This is a genomic window from Elstera sp., assembly GCF_044372965.1.
Classification (GTDB): Bacteria; Pseudomonadota; Alphaproteobacteria; order Elsterales; family Elsteraceae; genus Elstera.
Map to the genome: position 1 here is coordinate 1 of NZ_JBILQX010000097.1, position 12,603 is coordinate 12,603.

Sequence of the window (12,603 nt, forward strand, 5' to 3'; positions counted from 1 at the left end):
CATGTTCAGGCCATTGCGCAGAATGCCGATAACGAAGGCCCCGATGACCGTGCCGGAGATGGTGCCGACGCCGCCAATCAGCGAAGTTCCGCCGATCACCGCACTGGCAATTGCATCCAACTCGTACATCACCCCCTCATTCGGCTGGGCGGTAACGAGACGGGACATCAGCACACAGCCCGTGAGCCCGGCGCAGGTGCCCGACAGGACATAGGTAAACAGCGTCACGCGGTTCACATTCACGCCGGAAAGACGCGCGGCTTCGCTATTAGAGCCAACAGCATAGATATGGCGACCCAGGGTGGTGCGGCTCAACATGATCGACACGGCAATCGCCAGCACGACCATAATGATGACCGGATAGGGGATGCCCGGAAAAACCACCTCCGGAAACCCATCGCTGCCGATAGTGACGACGCGGAACAGCGCGCCATTGCCAAGCTCGCCGAAGGCCTCGCCAAGACCGGAAACCGCGCGCGCGCCGGTGATCTGGAGGGCCACGCCGCGCGCGACGAGCATCATTCCGAGCGTGGCGATGAAGGGCGGCAGTTTCAGCCGGGTCACGCAGACGCCATTGAGGAAACCGCAGAAAGCCCCGACCAGAATACCCGCAAACATCCCAACCGGCACGGGCGCACCCGCCTTCACCGCGAGGGCCGCGACAACCCCCGCCAGGGCCAGCACCGAGCCGACCGAAAGATCGATCCCGCCGGTAATGATAACGCAGGTGGCGGCAATGCCGAGGTAGGCGATGGAGGTCACTTGCAGACCGATAGTCATGCCATTGCTGACGCTGAGGAAAGCATCGCTCGTCGCCGAGAAAATCACGATCAGCAGCAGTAGGCTGGCGAGCGCCGCGAACTTCTGGATCAGGTCTTTCTTCTTATCGTTCATCATGCGGGCCTTATGGTCGGCAAGCTCTTGCGCGTTGCGCTGATCGGCGGGGGCCTTTTGAGTGCTAAGGTCGGTCATTGGGCTGCAGCTCCGAGCGCCGACGGGCGATTATAGCCCGAGGCGTAATGCATGATTTCTTCCTGATTGGTGTCGCGCGTCGTCAGCACGGTCTGAAGGCGGCCCGCGTGGAACACGGCGACCCGGTCGGTCAGGCCCAGGATTTCCGGCAATTCCGAGCTAATCAGCACAACGCCGATGCCTTGGGCGGCCAGCCGGTCGAGTAACTGATAAATGGCGAATTTCGCGCCGACATCGATGCCGCGCGTCGGCTCGTCAAAAAACAGAATCCGCGACTGCCTAAACAACCATTTACCAATAACGATTTTCTGCTGATTACCGCCCGACAGCAGCTTCGCCACTTGATGGGCGGAAGGGGTTCGGATCGAGAGCATGTCGATATAGGTTTGCGCGGCCTCGGCTTCGGCTTTGAAGTCGATAAAGCCGAACCGCCCGGAAACCGCCGCCATATTGGCAAGGGTGAGATTCTGCACCACCGACATTTTCACCGCGAGCCCGTGGCTTTTGCGGTCTTCTGACAAATAGGCGATGCCGTGTTCGATGGCATCGCGCGGGCTTTTGATCGAAAGTTGAGTTCCACCGAGGTGAATACTGCCCGAATCGAGCGGATCGGCCCCAAAAATCGCGCGGGCAACTTCGGTACGCCCCGCGCCCATGAGGCCGGAAAAGCCGAGGATTTCGCCGCGTTTCAGCTCAAAACTGACGTTCTGGAATACCCCCGCGCGGCTGAGGTTGCGCACGCTAAGCAAGGTTTCCTCGGTCGGGGTCGAGGTGCGTTCGGGGAATTTCTCATCCAGTGAGCGGCCAACCATGCGCGCGACGATCTCATCGACACTGGTGGCGGCAAACTCCTGGGTGGAGACATAGCGCCCATCGCGCAACACCGTCACCCGGTCCACAATGGCCGCCATCTCATCAAGCCGATGGGAGATATAGACAATGCCGACGCCGTCGCGCTTCAAATCGTGGATCACCTGGAACAGCAGCGCCGTTTCCGATTCGGTGAGCGACGAGGTCGGCTCGTCCATAATCAGAATTTCGGCATTCAGCGAGAGGGCTTTAGCGATTTCCACCATCTGACACTGGGCGACGGAGAGGGTCTTCACCAAAGCATCGGGCTGAATATCGACGCCGAGCCGGGTGAGGCAGGTTTGCGCGTTGCGGCGCAGGGCGGCGCGATCGATGAACCAGCCGCGCTTCGGCTCCCGTGCCAGAAAGATATTTTCAGCGACCGACAGGTGCGGAATCAGGTTCAATTCCTGATGAATAATCGCAATGCCCGCGCGTTCAGCGTCGAGCGAATTGGCAAAGCGGCGGGTTTCGCCTTTATAGGTGATGCTGCCGCCATCGGGCTGATACTGGCCGCTGACGATTTTCATTAGCGTCGATTTACCCGCGCCATTCTCGCCGCAAACCGCATGCACTTCGCCACGCTTCAGATCGAAACAAACTTGATCGAGTGCGCGCACGCCAGGGAATTGTTTTGTCACCTGGTCGAGCCGCAACACTTCCGTTCCCAGAAGCCCGGTCGATGGATTAGGACGGCGCGCGGATGCCCGCCCGTCGGATGAAGACGGCTGCATGATACCTCCCTAAGTGCACGGGCTGTGCCTCGCGCAAACTCCCACTCTTCGGCGGGTTTTGGCCCTTGCAATCTTGCTCGCTGCGGCCTTGGCCAAACGATAGGATGCTCGACTATTCTGGTCAAGCCAATTTACCAATTTAAAGTGATTGGCTTGACCATTGTGTAAGTTACGGGTTTCAAAGTGTTTTTTGCTGCACCGCACGCGGGCTTAACCCTTGTCGGGCCAGGAATCGGCCTGTACGGTAAGGCCAATTTACGAAAGAGCCGACGTATGCCCAGTCTGGTCAAACCCATCGAAACGCGCCGCCTGTACCAACAGGTTGCCGATGAAATCCGCGCGTTGATCGCCCGTCAGGCGTTTCCGCCCGGCACGCGGCTGCCGCCGGAGCGGGATCTTGCGCAGCAACTCGGCGTGTCGCGCCCCTCGTTGCGCGAAGCCCTGATCGCGCTCGAAATCGATGGCAGCGTCGAAATCCGCATGGGGTCCGGCGTCTATGTCTGCGCTCCCGCCGAACGTTTGGCCGCGAATACGGCCGCCCTCGGCGAAAGCCCGTCCGAACTCATGCAGGCGCGCGCCGCCATTGAAGGCGCGGTCGTCGTGCTCGCCTGCGCCCGAATCACGCCGGAAGGGCTGCTGCGGTTGCGCGAAACGCTTCAGCGCATGAAGGCCGAGATGGAGCAGGGCCGCTCGCCGGTGGAGCACGACCGCCAGTTTCACCTGACGCTCGCCACCCTTAGCGGCAATTCCGTTCTGCTGCGGCTGGTGGGGGAATTGTTTGACGAGCGCCATAGCCCCATTTCCTCCCAACTGCGCGAACGGTTCGACAGCGCCCAAACCTGGCAGGCGGCAGTCGACGAACATGAGGCGATCCTTCAGGCGATGGAAGCGGCGGACCCGCTGGCAGCCCAAACCGCGATGCGCCAGCACCTGAAGGCCTCGACGGAACGCTGGATTACGAGCTAACGCACACCTGCGCCTGTTGGCCTAATCCCTGAATCCCGAGTTCCATCCGGTCGCCGACTTTCAGGTAAACCGGCGGCTTCTGGCCAAGGCCAACCCCCGGCGGCGTGCCGGTCGAAATTACGTCACCCGGCTGCAAGCTCATGAACTGCGATAGGTAGGACACGACGAAGGCGACGCCATAGACCATCGTGCGCGTCGAGCCGTTCTGATAGCGGTGGCCGTTAACCTCCAACCACATATCGAGGTTTTGCGGGTCCGGCACCTCGTCCTTCGTCACCAGCCAAGGGCCGAGCGGGCCGAACGTGTCGCAGCTCTTGCCCTTGGTCCATTGGCCCTGGCGTTCGATCTGGAAGGCGCGTTCCGACAGATCGTTGATAACGCAATAGCCCGCCACATGGTCCAGCGCGTCGGCCTCACTCACGTATTTCGCCGTTTTGCCGATGATGACGCCCAGTTCCACTTCCCAATCGGTTTTTTCCGAGCCGCGCGGAATTTCCACCGGGTCGTTTGGCCCTTGAATGGCGGAGGTGGCCTTCATGAAAATCACCGGCTCGGTCGGCACCGACGCGCCGGTTTCGGCGGCATGGTCGGAGTAGTTCAAGCCAATGCAGATGAACTTGCCCGTTCCGGTCACACAGGGGCCGAGGCGCGTGCTGGCATCGACCAGCGGCAGGCTGTCGAGCGGCAAGGCGGCAATCGTCGCAAGCCCTTCCGGGGCCAGCCAACGCCCGCCGATATCGCCCACATGGGCCGACAGATCGCGGATGCGACCGTCTTTATCCAAAATTCCAGGCTTTTCGGCCCCCGATGGGCCGTGGCGAAGGAGTTTCATTGTAAGTCCCCAAGGGTTTTAAGTATTTGACCAGCCGCCATCGACCGTAATGGCCTGCCCGGTCATGAAACCAGCTTCGTCCGACGCAAGATAGACGGCGAGCGCGGCAATTTCCTCGGCGGTGCCCAGGCGTCCCATCGGTTGCCGGGCAATGAAAGCGGCGCGCGCGGTTTCATAATCGCCGAGCGCGCGCATGCGGTCGTGCAGCGAGGGGCTATCGACCGTGCCGGGGCAAATGGCGTTCACGCGAATGCCGCGCGTTACATAGTCGGCGGCGACCGATTTGGTCAGTCCGACCACGGCGGCTTTGGTCGTGCCATAGATGAAGCGGTTTGGCGCTGCGATCACCGAGGAGGCGACCGAGGCCATATTGATGATCGACCCGCCGCCTGCCGCCAGCATACCCGGCAGGAACGCCCGGATCATCCGGTACATCGAGCGGACGTTGAGCGCGACCGAGAATTCGAAGGCGGCTTCGTCGCAGTCCAGAATCGTGCCCGCGTGAACATAACCCGCGCAGTTGAATAGGATCGACGGTGGGGCAACCTCGCCCGCGAAGGCGATAATCGCGGCCGGATCGCACACATCCAGGCGGCGCGGGGTAATGCCGGGCAGGCCGTGCATCTCGGCCAGCAGCCCCTCGTTGATATCGGTGGCGATCACCTGCGCGCCCTCGGCGGCGAAGGCCAGGGCGGCGGCCTTACCCATGCCTTGGGCGGCAGCGGTCACAATCGCAGTTTTACCGTTCAGTCTTCCGGCCATGCGGGCAGTTCCTTCCTCCTGGGAGCGGGCCTTGACCGGCCGTTTCGAGGGTCGATGCGAAATCGTTCTGTTTTAGATACACAGCATCATTGCATCTGTAAATCATGATTTCAGTCGAGTGAGAGCGTTTCCGAAATGCGCCGCGCGGCTTCGGCAAGCGCCGCTAAAATTTCCTCCGGCTCTTTCGGCGTTTGGCGCGTGCGCAGGTAGGGGCAGGTGAGGGCCGCCACCGCGCCGCCCTCGTGGCTATCGACGATCGGGCAGGAAAGATCGATCACGCCTTCGGCGGTACCGCTTGGGCGTTTCACCGCGCCCGCAGCGCGGAACCCGTCCAGGGTTTGCGTTAGCGCGTCCAGATCGATCCACGGGTCTTCCCGGCGCAATTCCTCATAGACCCGGTGCCGCCGCCGCGCGCTCATGAAGCTCAGCAGGCAGTGTCCGGACCCAGTGAGCACGAGCGGCTGCCGGTAGCCGATGCGCACGGTAAAGCCGATGTGGCTGGTGCTTTCCACCCGCGCGATCACGGCGATCTGCGTGCCCGAGGGCACCGCCAGATGGCAGGCATAGCCGGTGCTATCGGCAAAAGCGTTCATGAAGGGCAGCGCAATTTCGAGGAGCGAGCGGTTGCTGGGCCGGTTCATACCCAAGCGAAACAGCCGGTCCGTGACGATAAACCGGTCGTCCGCCTCGGTCCGCTCGATATAGCCGCGCTCGGCCAGGACCGAGACCATGCGGAAAATTTCGCCTTTGGTGCGCCCGACGCCGTCGCCGATCTGCTGCAAGGATTGCGGCTCGCGCGATTCCGATAGGAACTCCAGAATATCGAGCCCCTTTTCCAGCGCGGGGGCGGAATAGCGGCGCTCCTTGTCGTCGGGCAGGGGTAGGTTGCGGTCGGCGTCACTCACAGGTTTTTCCTCGCAGTCGCTTGACGGAACGTTTCATATATGATTATCCATTTTACAGAAAAAACACACCGACAAAAGCCCCTTGGGAGGCACCATGCCGCACGAGATTCGCATCACCGGCCACCGCAGCTACGATATTCGTTTTCCGACCTCCTCGCAAAAGGATGGATCGGACGCAATGAATGCCGATCCCGATTACTCTGCCGCCTATGTGGTGCTGGAAACCTCCGGCGGGCTTGAGGGGCACGGGCTGACCTTCACCATTGGACGCGGGAACGACCTGTGCCGGGCGGCCATCGATCTGCTGATGCCGCGCCTCGTTGGGCTCAGCCTTGCGGAGATTATCGCCGATATGGGGGCCTTCTGGCGGCATGTAACCGGCGATTCGCATTTGCGCTGGGTGGGGCCGGATAAGGGCGTGATGCATCTTGCCACGGGCGCGGTAGTCAATGCCGTTTGGGATCTGTGGGCCAAGCACGCAAGCAAACCCGTGTGGCAGTTGGTGGCCGATATGAGCCCCGAGGAAATCGTCAAACTCATCGATTTCCGCTACCTCACCAATGCGCTGACGCGTGAGGAAGCCTTGGAAATTCTCACCAAAGCCAAGCAGGGCGAACCCGCGCGCCGGGCAAAACTGCTGGCAGAAGGCTATCCCAGTTACACGACCTCCGCCGGGTGGCTCGGCTATGACGACGAGAAGGTCCGCCGCCTGTGCCGCGAGGGCGTGGCGGAAGGCTGGAGCCATTTCAAACTAAAGGTCGGGCGCGATCTGGCCGACGATATCCGCCGCTGCCGCGTGGTGCGCGAGGAAATCGGCCCGGACCGGGTACTGATGATCGACGCGAACCAGATTTGGGAGGTCGATCAGGCCATCGATTGGGTACGGAAGCTAGCAGAATTCAATCCCTGGTTCATCGAAGAGCCGACCTCGCCCGACGATATTCTAGGGCATCAGGCTATTCGCGTCGGGGTCGCCCCGATCAAGGTGGCCACAGGCGAAATGTGCCAGAACCGGATTATGTTCAAACAGTTCCTTCAGGCTGACGCCATCGACGTGGTGCAGATCGACGCGGCGCGCGTCGGCGGGCTCAATGAGAATCTGGCGATCATGCTGATGGCGGCGAAATTCGGCAAACCCGTCTGCCCCCACGCGGGCGGCGTCGGCCTGTGCGAATACGTCCAGCACCTCTCGATGATCGATTACCTCTGTATTTCCGGGTCCTGGGACGGGCGGGTCGCCGAGTTCGTCGATCATCTGCACGAGCATTTTGTGACGCCGTGTGAGGTGCGCCAGGGCCGCTATCTGGCCCCGCGCGCGCCAGGCTTTTCCATCGAAATGAAAGCCCCCTCTATCGCGGCGCACCTGTTTGTGGGGAACTAACGATCAGATCGGGCGCGGGGGTGGTCGAGACCCCTTGCGCCTCGGCGGCCTCGGCCTGCACGCGCAGCGCCCGTTCAAACGCCGGGCGGGCGCTCAGCCGCTGCCAATAGGCGGCGACGGCGGGGGAAAAATCGGCGTCGAGCCCGGTATGGCCCGCCAGCATCAGCGCATAGCCCACTGAAATATCGGCGGCGGTAAAGCGCTCCGCACACAGATATTCCTGCGCTTCTAGGAGCGGATCGAGCGTGCGCAACCGCCCCAGAAACCATTTTCCGTAAGCCTCGGCCACCTGCGGCAAGCGCCGCTCTTCGGGCTCGAAGCGGCTATAGCGCAGCACCAGGGTTTGCGGGAAGGTGAGGGTGGCTTCGCCGAAATGCAGATAATTGAGGTAGGCCCCATAGTCCGGCTCCTCCACCGCCACCCGTAGCGGCGTCGGCCCGTGCCGGTCGGCGAGATATTGGCAGATGGCGGCGGATTCGCTCATCCGCGTGCCGCCTTCTTCGAACAGCGGGATTGTGCCGAGCGGGTTGACGTCCAGATAGGATCGATCAAACACGCGCGGCGGAAAGGGGAGTATCTTCAGCCGATAGGGCAGGCCCAATTCTTCCAGCATCCACAAGGGCCGGAAGGAGCGGGCGCTGAGGCAGTGATAGAGTGTGATGTCCGTGTTCAAATAATCCTCCCCGTATGCAGCTAAGTGGCGCGGTCTAAAACCAAGACCAGCCGAAAGCGCTCGCAAACCAAGGGCATCTCCGGATCAAAGCCGCCGTTGCGCTCGAAGTAGGCGATATGCCCGCTGCGCCATGCCGCATAGGGGCCTTCGCCCTCGGCGAGGGCGAAGGCAGTATCCACGTCGCAAAAACGTCTAATCGTCACCTCGGTGGTTTCGATCACGCAGGCGGGGCGGCCCGCGCCATCCAACACCACGTCGCGCCGCCCGACTTGGGGCATCGGCTCGGCTTCGCCATAGTCGCGCAAAGCGCCGCAGGTGGCGGTTTTAGCGCCGCTCAGCACCAGTTCCAGCAGTTCATCGGCCAGTTCAGGCGAATCGCCGAACTGGAAGCGGACGGCATTTTGATACTCAGGCGGCAGGTTCATGTCGGCCCAACCGCTTCAGCTTTTCGTAGCGCTTCACCAGCCGGTCGCGCTTGAGGGCGGAGAGGCGGTAAATCCAGAAGATTCCGTCGAGTTGGTCGATCTCGTGTTGAAGACAGACCGACAGCAGCCCCTCGGCCTCCTCTTCGTGGGTTTCCCCGTCGAGCGTTTGATAGCGCAGGCGGATTTTGGCCGGGCGCTCCAGCGTGTCCAACACGCCCGCCATGGAAAGGCTGCCCTCTTGGTCTTTTGCCGTTTCGGGCGACGACCAGATTACTTCCGGGTTCACATAGGTGCGGGGACCGTCTTCCGGGGAAAGCTCGATTACCGTCACGCGGGCCAACACGCCAATATGGGGCGCGGTAATGCCGAGGCCCTGGGCGGCGCGCAGGGTTTCGAGCAGATCGTCGGCCAGCGCGCGTAAGCCAGCATCGAAGTCCGTTACCGGCGCGGCTTTTTGGCGCAAGCGGGGGTCGGGGAAGACGAGAATATCCCGTAAGGCCATGGGTTTGTTTCCAGAAACGTGGGCATCTGCGGCAGCATCAATCATAGCTTTCCAGCGAAGTCCAGCCCAGAGCCGTGTTTTCAGTCGCGTTCGATTTCAACGGGGGCAAAACTCTTGGGGTCATATTTGATATCAAGGCGCTGCCCGGCCCGGTTGGTGGCTTTGACCGCGTAGCAGCCATCATCAACCTTGATGCGGTGAACGGTGTAGCCGTCACGCTCCAACTTATGCTGGAGACTCTCGCGGGGTTGCCAGTCGGCGACGGGCGCGGCGCAATGCGCCCCACTGGCCAAAGCAAGGCTGGAGGCGAGGCAGAGCGCCAAGCTTACCAGCGGAAGAAAGGGTTTCATGGCCGCGCTCGCTGAAATGGGTTTCACGGACGCCAGTCTTACCCACGAAGCTGACCGCATCCTGACACGGCAAAGAATCGTCAGCGTCCCGTCAGGCTTTTCGGGCACACTCCTTCGCGGGAGGGGTTGCATGCGCATTCTATTAGTCGAAGACGATCACCTTATTGGCGGGGCCGTGCGGGATCAGATGCTGGCAGAAGGGCACGCCGTGGATTGGGCGCTACGCCTTGCCGACGCCGGTGATTTTCTCGCGGTGGCAGACTATGACTGCCTGCTGCTGGACCTCGCCCTGCCCGATGGTCGCGGGCTCGATTTTCTCACCGCGCTGCGCCGCCGTGGCGGGCGGGTTCCGGTGATTATTCTGACCGCGCGCGACCAGATTTCTGACCGTATCGCCGGGCTGAACGGCGGGGCGGATGATTATCTGGTGAAACCCTTTGATCTATCCGAACTCTCCGCGCGGGTCGCCGCCGTAGCGCGGCGCTATGCCGGGGTGCCCAATCCGCAGGTGATCGTCGGCAGCGTTCGGCTCGATCCCGCCGCGCGCACCGCGTTTCGCGACGAGGCCGCCATAAGCCTAACGGCGCGCGAATGGGCTTTGCTGGACGCGCTGTTGCGCCGACGCGGCCTTATCGTTTCGAAAACGCAGTTGGAAGAAACGCTCTACGCTTTCGGCGATGAGGTGGAGAGCAATGCGGTGGAAGCCCACGTTAGCCGCCTGCGCAAAAAACTCGGGCACGGCATCATTGAAACGCTGCGCGGGCTTGGCTACCGGCTGGGGGCGGCATGAGCGCTTATAGTCTCCAGCGCCGCCTCAGTTTTGGGCTAACGCTGATGACCCTGGCTTTCTGGTGCATCGCAACGCTGGTATCGGCGCTGATCGTTCGGCACGAGCTGGATGAATCTTTCGACAGTGCCTTGCAAGAAACCGCGCAGCGCATCCTGCCGCTTGCCATCGAAAGCCTCTACCAGAGCGCGCCGACCGACGCGGCAAAGCATATTTCGGCGCTACGGCCCCATCAGGAATATCTGACCTATGTGGTTCGCGACGCCCAGGGCAAGGTTCTACTGTACTCCCATGATGCTGACCCAGCGGATTTTCCCGCGCAACCGGTGGAGGGGTTTCACGATACGCCGAATTTGCGCATTTATGGCGAAACCGGCGTTAGTCGGAGCTTCTTCATCGAAATCGCCGAACCCTTGTCGCACCGGCGCGAGGCGGCGTGGGAGGCGAGCTTGGGGCTTGTTCTGCCGCTGATCGTACTAATCCCAACCAGCCTCGGCGCGGTGTGGTGGACCGTCCGCCGCGCCCTGGCCCCCGTGCGGCATCTGCGGGCGGAAATCGAGCGGCGCGACGATGCCGACCTCTCGCCGATTGAAGGGCTACGGCTTCCATCGGAAGTTTCGCCCCTCGTTGGCGCGGTTAATCGGCTCATGCAGCGATTGAACCTCGCGCTGACCGCCGAGCGGTCTTTTACCGCCAATAGCGCCCATGAGTTGCGCACGCCGATTGCCGGAGCCTTGGCGCAAACCCAAAGGCTGAAAGCCGAAGCGCCGCCAGGGGCGTTGCGGGCGCGGGCCGAACAGGTGGAGGAATCGCTTCAACGCCTTGCCCATCTCGCGGAAAAACTGCTCCAATTGGCGCGGGCCGAAGCGGGGTTATTTCTGCCGCCAGAGGCGCAGGACCTGCTGCCGCTCATTCCCCATATTCTGGACGCGGTGACGCGGGACGAAGGCGGAACCGACCGGGTTCAGGTGCATACGGAGGCGGGGCTTAGGCTGCGCAGGCGCATTGATGCCGATGCTTTTGCGTTAATCTTGCGCAATTTGCTCGAAAACGCCCTGAAGCATAGCCCGCCCGGCAGTCCGGTAGAGGTGCATTTGAGCGAGGGGGCTATTCGCGTTCGCAACCACGGCCCGATTTTAACCGCCGAAACCTTGACCGGGCTAAAAGCGCGTTTTGCGCGCGGGGCCACGGTGGCGGCGGGGACGGGCCTGGGGCTCGCCATCGCCGAAACCATCGCGACCGGGATCGGCGGGCGGCTCGACCTTCTGTCGCCGGCGACCGGCTGGGCCGATGGGGTGGAAGCAGTTTTGGTTGTGCCCGCCGCCTGATGCCCTTGCCGAAAAGATCATCTCAGTGCGCGCGAAATGAACGGCGCTATCGCACCGCCCCCGCCGTGCGCCCGAATTTCGGCGCAAAAACGCGATATTGATTAAAAAATAGGCTGTGGCACCAGCATTGCATACATAATCCTGTTATCGATTAGGGGAGCGCGCGGCATGCTAACGCTGGCGGATTATCGGGCTGCGGCCCTAGCAACGGGATCGGCGGAAGCGGGGCTTCGCGCAGCTTATGAAAAACTACGCGCTTGGGACGATCCGGCCCTCTTGATCGCTCTGCGCCCAGAGGAAGAGGCTATTGCGGCGGCGCGCGCGCTTGGCGGCCGCACGGATTTACCGCTGTTTGGCGTGCCGTTCTTCGTAAAAGATAATATCGACGTTGCGGGTCTGCCGACGAGTGCCGCCTGCCCCGAATTCGCCTATATGCCGGAGGTTTCGGCCTTTGCCGTCGCCCGACTAGAGGCAGCGGGGGCGATTGTGGTTGGTAAAACCAATCTCGATCAATTTGCCACCGGCCTTGTCGGCGTGCGCTCCCCCTATGGGATTCCGCGCAACAGCCTGCGGGCCGATCTGGTGCCGGGGGGCTCCTCGTCGGGGTCCGCGACGTCGGTCGGCGCGGGGATTGTGCCTTTTGCCTTGGGGACGGATACCGCAGGCTCGGGCCGGGTCCCGGCGGCGTTGAACGGCATCGTCGGGCTGAAACCGAGCCTGGGGGCGGTGTCGGCGCGCGGCATGGTGCCCGCCTGCCGGACGCTCGATACGATTTCGGTCTTCGCGCTGACCGCCGATGACGCTTGGACGGTCTATAGCATTCTGGCGGGCTATGATGCTGCTGACGCCTATGCGCGTCCAATCACGCTCGGCACGCCGAGCGCGATTCTGCCGGGCTTGCGCGTTGGGATTCCAGCCCCCAGCAGCCGGGAGTTTTTGGGCGATGCGGCAGCGGAAGCCGCCTTTAGCGCCGACTGCGCGTCCCTCTCCGCCCTCGGCGTGACGCTGGTCGAGGTCGATCTTGAGCCCTTCTACGCCGTCGCCCGGCTGCTCTATGAAGGCCCTTGGGTGGCCGAACGCTATGCCGCCCTGCGCCAGTTGATCGAAACCACGCCTGAGGTAATCCATCCGGTTACG

General features: G+C 62.2%; 14 protein-coding genes. 5 read left to right on the forward strand and 9 right to left on the reverse strand.

Annotated features, from left to right (window positions below):
• Nucleotides 1–972: ABC transporter permease (locus ACIQ36_RS12615; protein WP_395829752.1), on the reverse strand; the 972-nt coding region annotated here is incomplete at its 3' end.
• Complete coding sequence (locus tag ACIQ36_RS12620; RefSeq protein ID WP_395829754.1) at nucleotides 969–2,555, reverse strand: sugar ABC transporter ATP-binding protein; 1,587 nt, start codon at nucleotides 2,553–2,555, stop codon at nucleotides 969–971. The genes ACIQ36_RS12620 and ACIQ36_RS12615, both read right to left, overlap by 4 nt.
• A 273-nt stretch (nucleotides 2,556–2,828) precedes the next feature.
• Between ACIQ36_RS12620 and ACIQ36_RS12625 the strand changes: the two genes are divergently transcribed.
• Nucleotides 2,829–3,521, forward strand: coding sequence for a FadR/GntR family transcriptional regulator (locus ACIQ36_RS12625; protein WP_395829756.1), 693 nt, complete (start codon nucleotides 2,829–2,831; stop codon nucleotides 3,519–3,521).
• Here ACIQ36_RS12625 and ACIQ36_RS12630 read toward each other — a convergent pair.
• The 3 genes from ACIQ36_RS12630 to ACIQ36_RS12640 form a co-directional block, all read right to left on the reverse strand.
• Entirely contained in the window at nucleotides 3,511–4,353 is an 843-nt protein-coding gene (locus ACIQ36_RS12630) for a fumarylacetoacetate hydrolase family protein (protein ID WP_395829758.1), read from the reverse strand. The two genes, ACIQ36_RS12625 and ACIQ36_RS12630, sit on opposite strands and share 11 nt — an antisense overlap.
• Nucleotides 4,354–4,371: 18 nt before the next feature.
• The gene (locus tag ACIQ36_RS12635) at nucleotides 4,372–5,115 is read right to left on the reverse strand and encodes an SDR family oxidoreductase (protein WP_395829760.1); all 744 of its coding nucleotides are present in this window, start codon (nucleotides 5,113–5,115) and stop codon (nucleotides 4,372–4,374) included.
• A gap of 110 nt (nucleotides 5,116–5,225) precedes the next feature.
• Nucleotides 5,226–6,020 carry an IclR family transcriptional regulator gene (locus ACIQ36_RS12640; RefSeq protein ID WP_395829762.1) on the reverse strand — a complete coding sequence of 265 codons (795 nt, stop codon included), beginning with the start codon at nucleotides 6,018–6,020 and terminating at the stop codon, nucleotides 5,226–5,228.
• A 94-nt stretch (nucleotides 6,021–6,114) separates the two neighbouring features.
• Here ACIQ36_RS12640 and ACIQ36_RS12645 point away from each other — a divergent pair, with 94 nt between their 5' ends.
• Nucleotides 6,115–7,401, forward strand: a complete 1,287-nt coding sequence (locus ACIQ36_RS12645) for an L-fuconate dehydratase (RefSeq protein WP_395829764.1) — start codon at nucleotides 6,115–6,117, stop codon at nucleotides 7,399–7,401.
• On the opposite strand, the gene ACIQ36_RS12650 is transcribed toward ACIQ36_RS12645, so the two are convergent.
• The 4 genes from ACIQ36_RS12650 to ACIQ36_RS12665 form a co-directional block, all read right to left on the reverse strand.
• Nucleotides 7,370–8,074, reverse strand: a complete 705-nt coding sequence (locus ACIQ36_RS12650) for a glutathione S-transferase family protein (RefSeq protein ID WP_395829766.1) — start codon at nucleotides 8,072–8,074, stop codon at nucleotides 7,370–7,372. The two genes, ACIQ36_RS12645 and ACIQ36_RS12650, sit on opposite strands and share 32 nt — an antisense overlap.
• A 20-nt stretch (nucleotides 8,075–8,094) precedes the next feature.
• Entirely contained in the window at nucleotides 8,095–8,499 is a 405-nt protein-coding gene (locus tag ACIQ36_RS12655; protein WP_395829767.1) for an ASCH domain-containing protein, read from the reverse strand.
• Nucleotides 8,483–9,001, reverse strand: a complete 519-nt coding sequence (locus ACIQ36_RS12660; RefSeq protein WP_395829769.1) for a peptide deformylase — start codon at nucleotides 8,999–9,001, stop codon at nucleotides 8,483–8,485. The genes ACIQ36_RS12655 and ACIQ36_RS12660 overlap by 17 nt, the downstream gene beginning before the upstream one ends.
• Before the next feature lie 80 nt (nucleotides 9,002–9,081).
• Entirely contained in the window at nucleotides 9,082–9,351 is a 270-nt protein-coding gene (locus tag ACIQ36_RS12665; RefSeq protein WP_395829771.1) for a PepSY domain-containing protein, read from the reverse strand.
• Nucleotides 9,352–9,481: 130 nt separating this feature from the next.
• Here ACIQ36_RS12665 and ACIQ36_RS12670 point away from each other — a divergent pair, with 130 nt between their 5' ends.
• From ACIQ36_RS12670 to ACIQ36_RS12680, 3 genes are all read left to right on the forward strand, one after another.
• Nucleotides 9,482–10,141, forward strand: coding sequence for a response regulator (locus ACIQ36_RS12670; protein WP_395829773.1), 660 nt, complete (start codon nucleotides 9,482–9,484; stop codon nucleotides 10,139–10,141).
• Nucleotides 10,138–11,466: an ATP-binding protein gene (locus ACIQ36_RS12675; RefSeq protein WP_395829775.1), complete on the forward strand. Its 1,329-nt coding sequence runs from the start codon at nucleotides 10,138–10,140 to the stop codon at nucleotides 11,464–11,466. The genes ACIQ36_RS12670 and ACIQ36_RS12675 overlap by 4 nt, the downstream gene beginning before the upstream one ends.
• A 168-nt stretch (nucleotides 11,467–11,634) precedes the next feature.
• Nucleotides 11,635–12,603 (forward strand): amidase family protein (locus ACIQ36_RS12680; RefSeq protein WP_395829777.1); only part of this gene is annotated, 969 nt, incomplete at its 3' end.